At 72.4% G+C, this 15,782-nt stretch carries 13 protein-coding genes; 2 read left to right on the forward strand and 11 right to left on the reverse strand.

Annotated elements, in window-relative coordinates:
- Positions 1-111: 111 nt before the first annotated feature.
- Positions 112-762: a bifunctional 4-hydroxy-2-oxoglutarate aldolase/2-dehydro-3-deoxy-phosphogluconate aldolase gene (locus ACTWQA_RS03500; RefSeq protein ID WP_443157845.1), complete on the forward strand. Its 651-nt coding sequence runs from the start codon at positions 112-114 to the stop codon at positions 760-762.
- Here the strand turns inward: ACTWQA_RS03500 and ACTWQA_RS03505 are convergent.
- From ACTWQA_RS03505 to ACTWQA_RS03535, 7 genes are all read right to left on the reverse strand, one after another.
- Positions 746-2,707, reverse strand: coding sequence for a protein kinase domain-containing protein (locus ACTWQA_RS03505; RefSeq protein WP_443157846.1), 1,962 nt, complete (start codon positions 2,705-2,707; stop codon positions 746-748). The two genes, ACTWQA_RS03500 and ACTWQA_RS03505, sit on opposite strands and share 17 nt — an antisense overlap.
- Positions 2,708-2,831: 124 nt before the next feature.
- Positions 2,832-3,968, reverse strand: a complete 1,137-nt coding sequence (locus tag ACTWQA_RS03510) for a cytochrome P450 (RefSeq protein WP_443157847.1) — start codon at positions 3,966-3,968, stop codon at positions 2,832-2,834.
- Between the two features lie 194 nt (positions 3,969-4,162).
- Positions 4,163-4,954 (reverse strand): IclR family transcriptional regulator, encoded by a 792-nt coding sequence (locus ACTWQA_RS03515; RefSeq protein WP_443157848.1) that lies wholly within the window; start codon positions 4,952-4,954, stop codon positions 4,163-4,165.
- 99 nt (positions 4,955-5,053) lie between these two features.
- Positions 5,054-5,800 (reverse strand): XdhC family protein, encoded by a 747-nt coding sequence (locus ACTWQA_RS03520; protein WP_443157849.1) that lies wholly within the window; start codon positions 5,798-5,800, stop codon positions 5,054-5,056.
- A complete protein-coding gene (locus tag ACTWQA_RS03525) occupies positions 5,797-8,145 on the reverse strand; it encodes an aerobic carbon-monoxide dehydrogenase large subunit (protein WP_443157850.1) in 2,349 nt (782 codons plus the stop codon). Before ACTWQA_RS03525 ends, ACTWQA_RS03520 begins: the two co-directional genes overlap by 4 nt.
- A complete protein-coding gene (locus ACTWQA_RS03530; RefSeq protein ID WP_443157851.1) occupies positions 8,142-8,603 on the reverse strand; it encodes a (2Fe-2S)-binding protein in 462 nt (153 codons plus the stop codon). Before ACTWQA_RS03530 ends, ACTWQA_RS03525 begins: the two co-directional genes overlap by 4 nt.
- A 1-nt stretch (position 8,604) precedes the next feature.
- Positions 8,605-9,492 (reverse strand): FAD binding domain-containing protein, encoded by an 888-nt coding sequence (locus tag ACTWQA_RS03535; protein WP_443157852.1) that lies wholly within the window; start codon positions 9,490-9,492, stop codon positions 8,605-8,607.
- 86 nt (positions 9,493-9,578) lie between these two features.
- Between ACTWQA_RS03535 and ACTWQA_RS03540 the strand changes: the two genes are divergently transcribed.
- On the forward strand, positions 9,579-10,487 hold the full coding sequence (locus ACTWQA_RS03540) for a LysR family transcriptional regulator (RefSeq protein ID WP_443157853.1): 909 nt from the start codon (positions 9,579-9,581) through the stop codon (positions 10,485-10,487).
- A 44-nt stretch (positions 10,488-10,531) separates the two neighbouring features.
- Here ACTWQA_RS03540 and ACTWQA_RS03545 read toward each other — a convergent pair whose 3' ends face one another.
- The 4 genes from ACTWQA_RS03545 to zwf all read right to left on the reverse strand — a co-directional run bounded on the left by ACTWQA_RS03545 (position 10,532) and on the right by zwf (position 15,698).
- Complete coding sequence (locus ACTWQA_RS03545; RefSeq protein ID WP_443157854.1) at positions 10,532-11,143, reverse strand: bifunctional 4-hydroxy-2-oxoglutarate aldolase/2-dehydro-3-deoxy-phosphogluconate aldolase; 612 nt, start codon at positions 11,141-11,143, stop codon at positions 10,532-10,534.
- Between the two features lie 73 nt (positions 11,144-11,216).
- Complete coding sequence (glk, locus tag ACTWQA_RS03550) at positions 11,217-12,182, reverse strand: glucokinase (RefSeq protein ID WP_443157855.1); 966 nt, start codon at positions 12,180-12,182, stop codon at positions 11,217-11,219.
- A 100-nt stretch (positions 12,183-12,282) separates the two neighbouring features.
- Positions 12,283-14,226 (reverse strand): phosphogluconate dehydratase, encoded by a 1,944-nt coding sequence (edd, locus tag ACTWQA_RS03555; protein WP_443157856.1) that lies wholly within the window; start codon positions 14,224-14,226, stop codon positions 12,283-12,285.
- Positions 14,223-15,698, reverse strand: coding sequence for a glucose-6-phosphate dehydrogenase (gene zwf, locus ACTWQA_RS03560; RefSeq protein WP_443157857.1), 1,476 nt, complete (start codon positions 15,696-15,698; stop codon positions 14,223-14,225). The genes edd and zwf overlap by 4 nt, the downstream gene beginning before the upstream one ends.
- Between the last annotated feature and the right edge of the window lie 84 nt (positions 15,699-15,782).

Genomic DNA, 15,782 nt, shown 5'->3' on the forward strand with positions numbered 1-15,782 from the left:
GGGGAGACCGTGCACCGTTGGCGCGGGTTCGCCGAGTCGGAGAGAGCGTGCACCGTTGGCGGGTTCGCCGAGGTGGGAAGAGCGCTCGCCGCCGGCGCCGGACTGTAGACCATGAGAAGGGAAATCATGTTCCGCTGGGAGATCGTCCAGGCCGTCACCGAGCAGCGGGTGTTCGGGATCGTCAGGGCCGCGGGGCCCGGGGAGGCGGTGGCCGCTGCCGAGGCCGTGCTGGACGCCGGGCTGCGGGCCGTGGAGGTGGCGCTCACCACGCCGCGCGCCCTCACCGCCGTCGCCCGGCTCACCGAGCAGCGGCCCGAGGCGCTCGTCGGCGCGGGCACCGTGCTCGACGCCGCCGCGGCCCGCGCCGCCGTGGAGTCCGGCGCGCGCTTCCTGGTCTCGCCCAACCTGCATCCCGAGGTGATCCGCGCCGGCCACCGCTACGGTGTGCCGGTCTTCCCCGGCGTGGCCACCCCGACCGAGATCGTCCGTGCTCTGGAGGAAGGTGCGGACGCGGTGAAGATCTTCCCGGCGTCCGCGGTGTCGCCGTCCTGGCTGCGCGACGTACGGGCCGCGCTGCCTCAGGTTCCCGCCATCCCCACGGGCGGCGTCACCCTCGACAACGCGCCGGAGTGGATCGCGGCCGGCGCCGTGGCCTGCGGCATGGGCTCCGCGCTGACCTCCGGCGGCGCCGAAGCCGCCGGCCAGCGCGTCACCGCCTTGCTGGCCAGGCTCGCCCAGGCGGGGGTCAGGAACCCAGGTTGACCCTGGCTCCCGCGCTCAGCCCGGAGTCGTGCACCTCCAGGCCCGTGGGCTGCAGGTTCTTCGGCACCTCGAACACCAGCGTGCCGGTGAACGCGCCGCCTGCCTCGATGCGGATCGGCGTGATCTCCTTGCCGCTCTTGTCGAGCAGCTTGGTGCCGCCGTGCGGCATGTCGTCCTCGTCGATCAGCTTCTGCTGGCCCGGGTAGAGCACCCTGGCCTCGTGGCCGATGTTGTTGACCTTCACCCCGATCTGGCAGGTGCGCGTCGTCGCGGCCTTGGCGGGCTTGGGGCACTTCGTGCTCGTCACCGCGAACCGCAGCTTGCCATCCTCCACCGGGCCGTCCGCGCCGGCCGGAGTTTCGCGGAATAACCAGGCCAGCGCGGCCAGCAGCAGCACCAGCAGCACGGCCGCTATGACCAGGGCGGTGAGGCAGCCCGCGAACACGCCCCGCTTCGGGCGGGCGGGCCGGTAGCCGGGCAACGGCCCCTGGCCCGTCGTGGCGTGGTGGGGGAGCGGCCCTCGCCCGCCCGGCCGCGGCATGCTCCGCTCGGGATGCCGGGCCTGCCCACCCCGCCCGTGCGTCTGCGGTCCCCGCCCGGTTCCGGGGAGCGGCCCGGTGCGCTCGGCATGCGGCGGCTGGGGTCCTACGCCTGGCACGGGTCCGGTGCGGTCGGCGTGTGGCGGCTGGGGCACTGCGCCTGGTACGGGTCCGGTGCGGTCGGCGTGTGGCGGCTGCGGTCCCCGGCCGGTGCCCGGCGTCGGCCCCGTGCGCTCGGCCGGCGACGGTTGCGGCCCGCGGGAGGTCACCGGCGTGGGACCCGTGCGCTCGGCCGGAGGCCCCAGAGCGCTGCGCGCCTCTGCGTGCGAGGACCCTTGGGGGTTGTGCGCTTCAGGATGGTGTGCGGCCTGCGGCGCGCGGCTGTCGTGATGCGGTGCGGCCTGCGGGACACGGCTGTCGTGATGCGGTGGCGCCTGCCCGGCACGGGCGTCCGGGTGCGGCGGGCGGGCGTCCGGGTGTGGTGCGAACTCCGACGGATTCCACGCGTTCGTCAGATGCTTGGTCGCGGCCAGCTGCGCCGCCGGCTCGTCGGCCGCCTCCACCAGCTCCAGCAGCAGCTGCCTCGCCGTAGGCCGGCGCGCCGGGTCGGGGTGGATCGCCGCCGCTACCAACCGGTCCAGCGGCGTGGGCAACCCCCGCAGATCGGGCGGCGCCGTACGGGCCCGGGCCGCCATCACGTAGGCGTCCCCCTCGCCGAACGGGTGCCCGCCCAGCCCCGCGTACGCGATCAGCGACCCCCACGCGAACACGTCTCCCGCCGGGCTGGTCCGCCCCTCGAAGACCTGCTCGGGAGCGATCCATCCGGGTGTACCCATGACCATGCCGGCGTTCGTGTGCCGGGAGTCGACATGCGTCGACCGGGCCAGCCCGAAGTCGATCACCCGCGGCCCGGCCAGCGTCAGCATGACGTTGGCCGGTTTGAGATCGCGGTGCACCAGCCCCGCCGCGTGAATCGCGGTCAGCGCGGCCGCCACGCCGACGGCGGCCGCGTGCAGCACGGACGGCGACAGCGCCCCGTGCTCGATCAGGTGATCTTCCAGCGAGATGCCGTCGATGTATTCGGTGACGAGGTAGAGCACGCCCCGGTCCTCGCCGTGGTCGAGCACCCGCGCCGTGCAGAACGAGGCCACCTTGCGCGCGTTGGACACCTCTTCGTGGAAACGCGCACGGTAGACCGGGTCGGCGGTGAAGTCCCTGCGGATCGCCTTGAGCGCCACCCGCGGCCCATCGGCGGACTTGGCGAGGTAGACCACCCCCATGCCGCCGGAGCCGAGACGGCTGACCAGCTCATAGGGGCCGATCGCCGGCGGGTCTTCCGGCTCCAGCGGAGTGCCTGCGGAGCGCCCCAATGTCGCCGTCCTCTCGCCGTCGTCATCGCGTCTCAACGCGAACCGTTCCTCCCCCCGGCCCCTAACCCCGAACCGTCCGCCGCCCGGCATCCCGTTTGTACCCCAGACTCTAACGGAGGACGGGCCTCTACGTCGGCCACTGGTCTTGACCAGGGACCCCTCAGGGCTGAGCGGGTCCGCGGCGGGCCGGGCGCATCCTCACCCGCAGCCGCGAGACGTTGAGCGTGTACGGGAGCGGCCGGTGCGGCGAGAGCAGCCGCCCGATCGGCTTGGGGCGGGCGGCCCGCAACATGCCGCCCAGGAAGGCCGTGCCGACCGCGAGCGTCAGGTGCACGCCGTCGCAGCCCGGCCGGGCCCACCAATGGCCCGCCGCGGTGCCGTCGAGCCAGATCTCGGGCGCGAACGTGTTCGCGTACGGCAGGCGCGCGCTGCGCTGGTGCGCGGCGAGCGGCACCAGCACGGTGGTGCCCGCGGGCACGGTGGTGCCGCACCACTCGGTGCTCACGGTGGTGACCCGGGACAGTGCGGGGACCGGCGGCCACAGGCGCAGTGCCTCGCGCAGGCAGGCCCGCAAATGCTGGGAGTCCGCGCGGGCCGCCTTTCGATGACTCGGGTGGATGGCGAGCAACGCCAGCGTCTGCATGAGGCCCGTCGCGGCGACGCCGAGCCCCATCAGCCAGAACGCGGCCTGCATGAGCCGGCGCGACTCCGCCTCGCCGGAGGTCTCGGCGATCAGGCCGGCCACGCTGCCCGGCTCGGCTCGGCGCAGGTGGTCGAGGATCCGCGCGTCGTAGCGGCCGGACAGGATCTCCTGGCGGCGCCCCGCCTGGTGCCTGCCCAGCCGCGCCAGCAGGGTGGTGAGCTCCTCGTCGCCGGCCGCGCCGTCGCCGTACACGCAGCGCCTGGCCACGCGCTGCCAGCGGGCGTCGAGCCGCTCGTAGCCCACCACGCCGTCGGCCAGCTCCGCGGCCTCCTCGCGGGCGATCTCGATGAACGCCGGGCGCAGGACGTCCGTCGGCAGGCTCAGCCGGCGCTCGTCACGGGCCGGCGCGTAGGCGCCCCGCTCGTCCTCCAGCACGCGCAGCGCGTCTCGTTGGGACAGCACCAGCAGCGCCGGGCCTCTCGGGCCGCGGACCAGCACGGGGCGGCCGCCGTACCGGGATTCGAGGTCGGCCAGCAGGGGTCCGCCGCGCAGCAGGTCGCGCCCGGCTGCCACGTGTGGCGCGCCCGGGGGCACGAGGGCGGCCGCGAGGCGCAGGCTCTCCAGCGCGGTCGCCCTGGGCAGGCCCCTAGGCACCCGCGACCCGCCGCTCGACCTGCGCCTGGACGCCTGCGGCGGGGCGGGCCGATGACGCCTCCTGGATGGCCGTGGCGGGAAGGACATTCATGCCCCTGATGTGATCGCTGCGGCGAGGCGCCCGCAATCACGGGTTTCGGTCACTGGAACGCTTGCGGTCGCGGAGCGATGGAGCGTTCCAGTGACCGGAACGTCTACACGCCGAGGAGGGCGGCGGAGATGGCCTGGGCGGCCCCGCGCACGGCGATGCCCAGCTTGCCCAGCGGCACCGCGTGGGCGCGCGCGGCCACCCCCAGGGACATGCAGATGCGGCCGCCAGGACCGAACACCGGGGCCGCCACGCAGACCACGCCCTCCACGAACTCTTCTTGCGCGTACGCCAGGCCGTGCCGGCGCACCTGGGCCAGCTCGCGTTCCAGCCCCGCCAGGCTGATGATCGTCCGGCGCGTCATGCGCTCGAACGAGCCGCGCGCCAGCACATCCTCACGCAGCCTCGGGTCGAACGCGAGCAACGCCTTGCCGGTCGCCGTGCAGTGCAGCGGCGCCCGGTCCAGGCCGTCGGAGGGGGAGCAGACCCGGTTGTGGCCGTAGAGCCGTTCGACGTAACGGGCCTCCAGGCCGGAGGGCACGGCCAGGTTCACCGTCTGCCGCGTGGTCTCGTACAGATATTGCAGGTACGGCAGCACGACCCGCCGGGTGCCGGGCACCCGGGCGCGGGCGAGGCCCGCCATCGTCTCCAGCAACGCGCCGGGCAGGTAGCCGTTTCCCACCCGGGTGGCCAGCTCGCGCGAGCACAGCACGCCCAGGATCCGGTGCGCGGTCGACTTGGGCAGGCCCGTGCTGCGGCACAGCTGCGCCAGGCTGACCGGTCTCGAGGCCGCGCTCAGCGCGAGGAGGATGTCGATCCCCCTCTCGAGGCTCCCCGGCTGCGACACCGGGCGATCGTCGATGAGCTGCGGTGGTTGGCTGGCCGTTTGCGTGAGCATCAATGTCCCTTCGCTCTCCGGGAGCAGGAGGGGGTCCCCGAGGCTGTGGCTTTTCCATCTCTTGCCCTACCCGGCCGCCGCGCTTCCGAATACCCCTGATCAACGCGTGCTGATCAGCTCCGCATACACCGACACCGCCACCTCACCAGGCGTTCTGGCCCCTATGTCCAGACCCGCCGGAACGTGCACCCGCTCACCTCCCTCCACACCCGCCAGCACCGCCGCGCCGCGCCTGCGGCTGGCGATCAGCGCCACGTACGGCACGTCCTTGGCCAGCGCGGCACGCAGCACCGGCTCCTCGCCCACGCCGTGCGAGGCGACGAGCACGGCCGCGGTGTCGTCGGCGATCGCCGCACCCGCGTCCGCCTCCACCTGGTAGCCCATCGCCCTGCCCACGGCGGCGAAGGCCCGGGCGATGGGGCTGTCGCCGTACACGTGGACCAGGACGGGCGGGAGCACCGCCTCGAGGAAGATCTCCAGCGTGCCGCCGGACAGGCAGGGCTGGCCCACCGCCACCAGGCCCTCCTCCTCGTGCGGCTCGCCGGCTTCCGGGGTGATTCGCAGCAGCGTGGTCCGTCCCGGCGGCCGGCGGAGCTCGAGCAGCCGCAAGCCCTGCGCCCGCACCGTGTCAGCGGCGCAGACGCCGCCCACGAACCCCTCGATCGTGCCGTCGGGCAGCACCAGCGCGCGGTCGCCCGCCTTCGCGCTGGTCGGCCGCTGCGCGCGCACGACGGTGGCCAGCACGTACGGCTCCCGCCCCGACCGCAGCTCCGCCACCCTGGCCTGGACGTCCAGGGCGGCCGGCGCCCGCTTGCGGGTCGCCGGCATACCGAGGAATTCGCTCATGGGATGGCCAGGTCCGTGCGGAACGGGTCGCCGTTGATGACGCGCCACACGTTCGCCGGAGTGAGCGGCATGTCCGCGTGCCGCACCCCGTACGGCCCCAGCGCGTCCACCACGGCGTTGACCACGGCCGCGGGGGAGCCCACCGTGGCCGACTCGCCCACGCCCTTGGCCCCGATCGGGTGCGTCGGCGACGGCGTCACGGTCTCGCCCAGCTCCCACGACGGGCACTCCATCGAGGTCGGCAGCAGGTAGTCCATGAACGACGCTCCGAGGTGGTTGCCGTCCTCGTCGAACGCCATCACCTGCATGAGCGCCATCCCGACCCCGTCGGCCAGCCCGCCGTGGATCTGCCCCTCGACGATCATGGGGTTGATCCGCACCCCGCAGTCGTCCACCGCCACGAACCTGCGCACCTTCACCTGCCCCGTCCCGGGGTCGACGTCCACGACGCAGATGTACGCCCCGAACGGATACGTCAGGTTCGGCGGGTTGTAGACGGTCACCGCGTCCAGATGGCCCTCCACCCCCTCGGGCAGCTCCAGGTTCGAGTGCGCGGCCAGAGCGATCTCGGCCATCGACTTGCCGGAGGCCGGGTCGCCGACGACCGACCACTTGCCGTCGGCCCACTCCAGGTCGTCCGGCGCGGCCTCCAGCATGGCCGCCGCCACGATCTTGGCCCGATCGCGCACTTTCCTGGCCACGATCGCGGTCGCCGCGCCGGAGACCGGGGTGGAGCGGGAGCCGTACGTGCCGAGGCCGAACGGCGTCTGGTCGGTGTCGCCGTGCACGACCTCCACGTCGTCGGCCGGGATGCCCAGCTCCTGCCCGACGATCTGCGCGAACGTCGTCTCATGGCCCTGGCCCTGCGACTGGCACGACACCCGCAGCACGGCCTTGCCCGTCGGGTGCACGCGCAGCTCGGCCCCGTCGGCCATGCCGAGGCCCAGGATGTCCATGTGCTTGCGCGGGCCCGCGCCCACGGCCTCGGTGAAGAAGCTGACGCCGATGCCCATCAGCTCGCCCCTGGCCCGCTTGTCGGCCTGCTCGGCGCGGAGCTTGTCGTAGCCGATCATGTCCATGGCCAGGCGCAGCGCCTTGGGGTAGTCGCCGGAGTCGTACTCCCAGCCGGTGGGGGAGTGGTACGGGAACTGCTCGGGCCTGAGCAGGTTGCGCATCCGCAGGTCGGCCGGGTCCATGCTCAGCTCGTCGGCCAGGACGTCGACCATGCGCTCGACCAGGTAGACGGCCTCGGTGACGCGGAAGGAGCAGGCGTAGGCCACACCGCCGGGGGCCTTGTTGGTGTAGACGCCGGTGACCTCGCAGTGGGCGGCCTCGATGTCGTACGAGCCGGAGAAGACGTGGAAGAACCCGGCGGGGAACTTGGTCGGCTGCGCGGTGCCGTTGAACGCGCCGTGGTCGGCCAGCACCTTCACCCGGATCGCCTGGATCCTGCCGTCGCGGGTCGCGGCGATCTCGCCGTGCATGTGGTAGTCGCGGGCGAAGGCGGTGCTCATGAGGTTCTCGGAGCGGTCCTCCATCCACTTGACCGGGCGGCCGGTGACGATGGAGCCGACGATCGCGCAGACATACCCCGGATAGATCCCGACTTTTCCGCCGAAGCCGCCGCCGATGTCCGGCGAGATCACCCGGATCTTGTGCTCCGGCAGCCCGGCCACCATCGCGTACAACGTGCGGTGCGCGTGCGGAGCCTGCGTCGGGCACCAGACGGTGAGCTTGCCGGTGACCTTGTCGAAGTCGGCGACCGCGCCGCAGGTCTCCAGCGGCGCGGGGTGCACGCGCGGGTAGAGCATGTCCTGCGCGACCGTGACCTCCGCCTGCTCGAAGAGGGCGTCGGTGCGCGCCTTGTCGCCCGCCTCCCAGTCGAAGATGTGGTTGCCGGTACGGCCCTCAAGGTCATCCCTGATCACCGGCGCGTCGGGCTCCAGGGCCTTCCTGGCGTCGATGACCGCGTCGAGGGGCTCATACTCGACGTCGATCAGCTCCAGCGCGTCCCGTGCCGAGTAGGGGTCCTCGGCCACCACGAACGCGACCTCTTGGCCCTGGAAGCGCACTTTGTCCGTGGCGAGCACCGCCTGCGTGTCCTGCGACAGTGTGGGCATCCAGGCCAGGTTGAGCCCGGCCAGCGTCTGCCCGGTGATGACGGTCTTGACCTTCGGGAGGGCCTCGGCGGCGCTCGTGTCGATGGAGACGATTCTGGCGTGGGCGTGCGGGCTGCGCAGGATGGCGCCGTACAGCATGCCGGGCAGCCGCACGTCGTCGGTGTAGTTCCCGCGCCCCCGGATGAACCGGGCGTCTTCCTTGCGGTGCATGCGTCCGTAGCTCATTGCTTGGCCTCCGCCGCCCACCTGATGGATCGGACGATGTTCTCGTAGCCGGTGCACCGGCACAGCTGTCCCGAGATGGCCTCGCGGATCTGGGCCTCGTCGGGGTCGGGCACGCGGTCGAGGAGTGCGCGCGCGGTCAGCAGCATGCCCGGTGTGCAGAACCCGCACTGCAGCCCGTGGCACTCCACGAACCCCTTCTGCACCGCGTCCAGCTCGCCGCCCCGCTCCAGCCCCTCCACCGTGGTCACCTCGTGGCCGTCGGCCATGACCGCCAGCACCGTGCACGACTTGACCGGCACGCCGTCCAGTTGCACCGTGCAGACGCCGCAGTTGGAGGTGTCGCAGCCCCAGTGGGTGCCGGTCAGGCTCAGCTCGTCGCGCAGGAAGTGCACGAGCAGCAGCCTCGGCTCGACCTCTCTCGTGTGCGGCTGCCCGTTCACCGTCACCGTGATCCGCATCTCAGATCCTCCCTTCTGTCGCGGACCCGGCGACATTCAGATGCGCCGTGGCCAGTGCCCGCTTGGTCAGCTCGGCGGCCAGGTGGCGCTTGTAGTCGGCGGGGCCGCGCTGGTCGGCGTGCGGCTCGCAGTGCTCGGCCGCGATCCTGGCCGCCTCGGCGAACGCCTCCTCGCCCGGCGCCTCGCCCTGGAGGAAGGCTTCGGCCTCAGGGGCGCAGAAGTGCTCGGCGCCGACCGCGGTCAGCCCGATGCCCGCCTGCGCGATCACGCCGTCCCGCACGGTGATCACCGCTCCGGCCGCCGCCACGGGCCAGTCACCGACGCGCCGCTCGACCTTCGCGTACGCGCTGCCGGTGCCGGGTGTGACCGGCACGCGCAGCTGGATCAGCAGCTCGCCGTCCCCGACGGCGGTCTCGTACGGGCCGCGGTGGAACGCGCGGATCGGCACCGTACGCGTGCCGCCCGGCCCATGGATGACCGCTGACGCCCGTAAGGCCGAGAAGACGGCCGACAAATCCTCAGAAGGATCGCCCTGGCACAATGAGCCCCCTACGGTCCCCCGATTTCTTACTATCGGGTCGGCAATAACTCGCTCAGCGTCCCGAAATATCGGGAAAAGGTCGGTTGCGATTGTGCTGTCGAGCAGCTCTGCGTGCCGTACCAGTGCGCCGATGGCCAGCTCGTCGCCCTCCACGGCGATCCGCCCCAGCTCGGCCAGCCCGTTGATGTCGATCAGCGCCTCGGGCTGGGCCAGGCGGAGCTTCATCATCGGGATGAGGCTGTGCCCGCCCGCCACGACCCTGGCCTCGGGACCGTACCGCGCCAGGAGCTCGATCGCGTGCGGCACGCTGTCGGCTCTCTCGTATTCGAACTTCGCCGGAACCTGCATGAGAGCACAGTGCTGTTACCGATTTGTCGCGACAATCCACAAATAAGGGATTCCTTAATGCGCTTCGGCCAACTATGAAGGGGTGCGTGACACTTGGCCAGCTCGGCGCTTTTGTTTTCGTCGCCCGGCTGGGATCCGTCAAGGCGGCGGCCCGAGCGCTGGGCGTGAGCGAGCCGGCGGTCTCCCAGTCGCTGGCCCAGCTGCGCAAGCACCTCGGGGACCCGCTGCTGATCCGGTCAGGCGACCGGATGGTGCTGACCGAGGGCGGGCGGCGGCTGCTGAGAATCGCCGCCCAGATGGTCGCACTGGGCGCGGAGGCGGTCGCGGCGGTCCGGCCCGGCCGTCCCGCCGGGCTGCACGTGGTCATGGACGCCGGGCTGGCCGAATATGTCGCCGGTCCGCTGATCTGCCTGTTCACGCAGCGCAAGTCGGTGGACGCCTCCACCGGCGTGGCGGGCACGGCCGAGGTGCCGCTGCTGCTGTCCAGCCGCCTGGCCGACGTCGCGCTCGGCGCCCAGGTGAGCGGGGCGGGGCTGGTGAGCCGGCCCGTGCTGCGCTGCCGGCTCATCGTCGTCGGCGCGCCGCGTGGGCGCAGGGACCACTGGCTCGTTGGCCCGTCGGGCGCCGACCCGGCCGGCGACACCGGCCGGCTGCTGCGGGTGCTGCGGGTGCCGGAGTCGCAGGTACGGGTCTTCGCGAACCAGACGGCGGCCTGGAAGGCGGCCGCCGAGGGCGCCGGGGTCGCGCCCGCCACCGCGCACCTGGTGTCCTCACAGGTGCGCCGGGGTGAGCTGGTCGCCATCGACACCCCGGCCACCCCGTTCGCGGCCTACTGGTACGCGACGACGCTGGAACCCGCCAACCGGTCCCTGGCGGCGGGCACGTTCCTGGACTTCCTCACGACCCCGGCGGCCACCCAGGTGATGCGTGCCCCGGAGGACGGCGTTCCCCGCAACCGCTTCCGTCCCCCGATCCACGTCTCCATCTGGAGCTGACGCCGCGGCCCGCCGGCGTTGGGGCAGCGCCGTAACAGGTGGGCTCAGCGGAGCGCGGCGGCCTCCGAGGCGAGCTTCTCCACACGCCCCCAGTCGCCCGCGGCCAGCGCGTCCGCCGGGGTCAGCCAGGTGCCGCCGACGCAGCCCACGTTCGGCAGCGCCAGGTAGTCGGGCGCGGTGTTCACCCGGATGCCGCCCGTCGGGCAGAACCGCACGTCCGGCAGGGGGCCCGCCAGCGCCTTCAGATACGGCACGCCGCCCGCGGCCTCCGCGGGGAAGAACTTCAGCTCCTTGATCCCCCGCTCCACCAGCGCCATCACCTCCGACACGGTCGAGGCCCCCGGCAGGTATGCCACCCCGCTCGAGTCCATCGCCTCGACCAGCGACAGGGTCGTGCCCGGCGAGACCAGGAACCTCGCCCCCGCGGACACCGACGCCGCGATGTCGTCGTGGGTGCGGATCGTCCCCGCACCCACCATCGCCTCGGGCACCTCGTCGGCGATCCTGGCGATGGCCTCGCGCGCCACCGGCGTGCGCAACGTCACCTCGATGACCGGCAGCCCTCCGGCGACCAGCGCCCGGGCCATCGGCACGGCGGTCTCGACGTCCTCGATCACAACGACCGGGATCACGGGGGCGAGATCGAGCAAGCTCATGGGTTTTTCTCCTCATCGGCCTCTCACAGGCCGTCTAGTACCGAACACCGGCCGCGCGGGGCCGGTGTCGTTGTCAGCCCACCAGCTCCCTGCGGGCACGCTGGCTCAGCCAGGCGGCCGCGCCCGTCAGCGCCGGTTGGGGCGCCACGATCAGAGCGGTCCCGATCGCCGCCAGATATGCGGCCATGTCGGGATTGGCGGCGAACCGCGTGCGGAAGCTGCTGGTGCTCACGCGTTCCACGATACGTGGCAGCACTCCGCCACCCAGGTACACCCCACCCCGCGCGCCGAGGGTCAGTGCCACGTTGCCCGCGAAGCTGCCCAGCATCCCGCAGAACACCTCGATCGTCTCCGCGCACAGCGAGTCGTCGAGCCTGGCCACGATGTCGGAGGCGGTCAGCTCGGGCGCGCCGACGCCATTCACCTGGGCCAGCGCTCGGTGCAGCCGGACCAGGCCGGGACCGGACAACACGTGCTCGGCCACCACGTGCTGCAGGCCCTGTGCCTGCAGCACGCGGACGATCTCCAGCTCCCGCCGGTCCACTACCGGCACTGTGACGTGACCGCCCTCGCCGGGGATCGGCGTCCAGCCGTGCTCGGTCGGCACCAGCCCGCCCACGCCGAGCCCGGTGCCGGGACCCAGCACGGCCTTGACGCCGTGGCCGAGCTCGGGCCCGCCCAGGGACACCAGGTCGTCGCCGTCCAGGTGCGGAAGCGAGACGGCCAGCGCCTCGAAGTCGTTGAGCAGCCGCGCGTACGGCACGTCGAGATCGCGTACGGACCCCGCCCACGCGGAGTTCGTGAGCCGGTAACTGTCGCCGTCGATCGGCCCGGCCACGGCGAGGCAGGCCGCCCCCGGTCGCACCCCGCCCGCGTGTTCCGCGAGGTAGGCGGCCACGGCTTCGGGGAGCGTGGGGTAGTCGGCCCCCGCCAGGACCGCGACGTGCGAGGGCCGCGCGCCCAGCGAGGTGACCAGGCCGAACCTGGCGTTGGTCCCCCCGATGTCGGCGACGAGCCACGGAAGGTCAAAGGCACTCATCACACACCTCCGGCACTCAGGGCGGCGTCAAGATCGCTCGCCATACACCGAAGGATGCCACGGCCGCTCACCTCACCCCAGGAGGGGGTGTGAACCACGGTCACCGGGCGAGTCCGGCGGGGCTGGCGCCCACCGGGGTGCCCGTCTCCAGGTGGGAGGCGCCGGCCTCGGCCGGGAAGCCGAGCCCCGGGCCATGGTGCGGCGACTCGGCGCCGCTCACCCCGAAGATCCCGGCCCCCTGCTCCGCGTGCCCCGCCATCCGGCGGAACGCCGCGAACAGCTCGCGTCCGGTGCCGACCCACTGCGCGTCGCTCAGCGGCCGTCCCTCGGGCGCCCGCAGGGCCAGCTCCTCGGCCGGCACCAGCAGCTCCAGCGTGCCCGCCGCCGAGTCGAGCCTGATCACGTCGCCGTCGCGGACCAGCGCGATCGGCCCGCCGTCGGCCGCCTCGGGCGACAGGTGGATGGCCGCGGGCACCTTCCCGGAAGCGCCCGACATCCGCCCGTCGGTGACGATGGCCACCCGCTGACCCCGGTCGAGCAGCACCGCCAGCGGCGGCGTGAGCTTGTGCAGCTCGGGCATGCCGTTCGCGCTCGGCCCCTGGTAGCGGATGACCGCCACGAAGTCCTGCCCGTCCAGCTCGCCCATCTCGAACGCCTTCAGCAGATCGAGCTGGTCGTCGAAGACCTTGGCCGGCGCCTCGATCACCAGGTGCTCGGGCTTGACCGCCGACACCTTGCTGACCGCGCAACCCAGGTTGCCCTCGACCATGTGGATCCCGCCGTCGGCCGAGAACGGCTTCGCCACCGGCCGCAGCACGTCCAGGTCCTTGCTGCCGCCGGTCACCGGCGCCCACACCAGCTCGCCGTCCACCAGCGACGGCGCCTCGCGGTAGCGGTCCAGGCCCGGGCCTGCCACCGTCATGACGTCGCCGTGCAGCAGCCCCTCGTCGAGCAGGTCGCCGATGAGCACCTGCATGCCGCCGGCGTCGCGGAAGTGGTTCACATCCGCCTGGCCGTTCGGGTAGATCTTGGTCAGTGACGGCACGACCCCCGACAGGCGGGCGAAGTCATCCCAGGTCAGCACGATGCCCGCGGCCGCCGCCATGGCCACGAGGTGCAGCGTGTGGTTCGTGGAGCCGCCGGTGGCCAGCAGCGCGACGCAGGCGTTCACGATCGCCTTCTCGTCCACGAGCTCGCCGATCGGCGTGTACTCCGCCCCGTGCGCGGTGATCTCCACCGCGCGGCGACCGGCGGCCTCGGTGAGCGCGTGGCGTAGCTCGGTGTGCGGGTTGACGAACGTCGAGCCGGGCAGGTGCAGGCCCATGACCTCCATGAGCGCCTGGTTGGAGTTCGCGGTGCCGTAGAAGGTGCAGGTGCCGGGGGAGTGGTACGACTTGGCCTCGGCGTCGAGCAGTTCCTCCCGCCCGACCTTGCCCTCGGCGAACAGCTGGCGGGTGCGGGCCTTGACCTTGTTCGGCAGCCCGGAGGCCATCGGCCCGGCGGGCACGAAGATCGCGGGCAGGTGCCCGAAGTGCAGCGCCCCGATGAACAGCCCCGGCACGATCTTGTCGCACACGCCCAGCAGCAGCGACACGTCGAACATGTCGTGCGACAGCGCGATGGCGGTGGCCATGGCGATCACGTCACGGCTGTAGAGCGACAACTCCATGCCGGCCCGCCCCTGGGTGATGCCGTCGCACATCGCCGGCACGCCGCCCGCCACCTGCGCCACGCCTCCGGCCCGGCGCACGGCGGCCTTCAGCTCCGGCGGGTAGGTCTCGTACGGCGCGTGGGCGGAGAGCATGTCGTTGTAGCTCGTCACGATCGCCACGCCCGGCTTGGCCGTAGCGCGCAGAGCCGGCTTGTCCTCGGCGTTCGCCGAAGCGAAGCCGTGCGCCAGGTTCGCGCAGCCGAGGTGGGCCCGGGCCGGGCCCTTGGCCTTGGCGGCCTCGCCCTCGCGCCGGATCCGCGCCAGGTAGGTGGCGCGGCTGGCAGCGCTTCGCTCGATGATCCGGTCGGTAACGTCCTGAATGACCGTGTTCACAGTTCCTCCTCGTGCCACGCGCGACCGCTGCGGCCGAGCAGATCGTGGGCTCCGGCGGGGCCGGTGGTTCCGGCCGGGTAGGGCTCAGGCAGGGCGGGGTCGGTCTTCCAGACGTCCAGGATCGGGTCGATCCACCGCCAGGCCGCCTCCACCTCGTCGCGGCGCATGAACAACGTCGGGTTACCGGCCAGCACGTCGCTCAGCAGCCGCTCGTACGCCTCGGGCACCCGCGTCGTGAACGTCTTGCCGAACGACAGCGACAGCGGCACCGGCTTCAGCGTCACCTCGCCCGCGCCCGGCTCCTTGGCCACGATGTGCAGCTCGATGCCCTCCTCCGGCTGCAGCCGCAGCACCAGGCGGTTCGGCGTGCCGCCGGGGAAGATGGAGTGCGGCACGTCCTTGAACTGCACCACGATCTCCGAGCGCCGGTACGGCATCCGCTTGCCGGTCCGCAGGTAGAACGGCACCCCGGCCCATCGCCAGTTCTTGATCTCGGCCCGGATCGCGGTGAACGTCTCCACCCGCGCGGAGGCCTCGGTCGGCGGCGTCGAGCCGGGCTCGTCGAGGTAGCCCGGCATGTCGCCCGCGCCGACGTACTGGCCACGCACGGTGAAGCGGTCCACCTCGGTGCCCGCGATCGGCCGCAGCGCCTGCAGGACCTTGACCTTCTCGTCGCGGATGGCCTCACGGTCGTTGCGGGCCGGCGGCTCCATCGCGGTCAGCGTGAGGAGCTGCAGCAGGTGGTTCTGCACCATGTCGCGCAGCGCGCCCGCGTGGTCGTAGTAGCCGCGCCGGCCCGGCGTGCCGACGGTCTCGGCGGCGGTGATCTGGACGTGGTCGATCCAGAGCGAGTTCCAGATCGGCTCGAGGAAGGCGTTGGCGAAGCGCAGGACCAGCAGGTTCTGGACGGTCTCCTTGCCCAGGTAGTGGTCGATGCGGAAGATCTGGCGCTCCTCGAAGATCGCGCCGACCTCGTCGTTGATCGCCTGCGCGCTCGGCAGGTCGTGGCCCAGGGGCTTCTCCAGCACCACACGCGAGCGCGGCGTCACCAGCCCGGCCTCGGCCAGCTCCCGGCAGAAGGGGCCGAACGTGCGGGGCGGGCTGGCCAGGTAGAACACCCGGTCACGCGACTCGAAACCGGCCAGCATGCCGGACAACGCGTCCCAGCCGGACGTGTCAGCCCCTCCGACGTCGACCGACACGTGGTGCAGGCGGGCCACGAAACGCTCCCACACGGCCGGGTCGTCGACCGGGACCTGGGCGCGTACCTCGGCGTCCACCTTGCCACGGAAGTCGGCGTCGGTCAGGCCGCCCCTGGACATCGCGATCACGCGGGTCTCCGGAGAGAGCCGTCCCTCCCTGTCGCTGTGATACAGCGCCGGGAGCAGTTTGCGCATGGACAGGTCGCCGGTCCCGCCGAAGACGACGAGATCGGCGGTGTGGGCGGGGGTGGCTGTCGGGTGGGTGGACACGGTGTGGGGCTCCGATGATCTACCAAAGCAGGGACAGAACGGACACTAACGAGAGTTTGGGTGGTAGACAAGCGGAGTTTTGGT

It is taken from the genome of Nonomuraea sp. 10N515B, assembly GCF_052245915.1.
Lineage (GTDB): Bacteria > Actinomycetota > Actinomycetes > Streptosporangiales > Streptosporangiaceae > Nonomuraea.

What these genes read in the sequence shown, in the direction of transcription:
- ACTWQA_RS03500 (WP_443157845.1), top strand. Translation starts at nt 112, where the DNA reads ATGAGAAGGGAAATCATGTTCCGCTGGGAGATCGTCCAGGCCGTCACC.
- ACTWQA_RS03515 (WP_443157848.1), bottom strand. Translation starts at nt 4,954, where the DNA reads ATGCTCACGCAAACGGCCAGCCAACCACCGCAGCTCATCGACGATCGC.
- ACTWQA_RS03520 (WP_443157849.1), bottom strand. Translation starts at nt 5,800, where the DNA reads ATGAGCGAATTCCTCGGTATGCCGGCGACCCGCAAGCGGGCGCCGGCC.
- ACTWQA_RS03525 (WP_443157850.1), bottom strand. Translation starts at nt 8,145, where the DNA reads ATGAGCTACGGACGCATGCACCGCAAGGAAGACGCCCGGTTCATCCGG.
- ACTWQA_RS03530 (WP_443157851.1), bottom strand. Translation starts at nt 8,603, where the DNA reads ATGCGGATCACGGTGACGGTGAACGGGCAGCCGCACACGAGAGAGGTC.
- ACTWQA_RS03535 (WP_443157852.1), bottom strand. Translation starts at nt 9,492, where the DNA reads ATGCAGGTTCCGGCGAAGTTCGAATACGAGAGAGCCGACAGCGTGCCG.
- ACTWQA_RS03545 (WP_443157854.1), bottom strand. Translation starts at nt 11,143, where the DNA reads ATGAGCTTGCTCGATCTCGCCCCCGTGATCCCGGTCGTTGTGATCGAG.
- glk (WP_443157855.1), bottom strand. Translation starts at nt 12,182, where the DNA reads ATGAGTGCCTTTGACCTTCCGTGGCTCGTCGCCGACATCGGGGGGACC.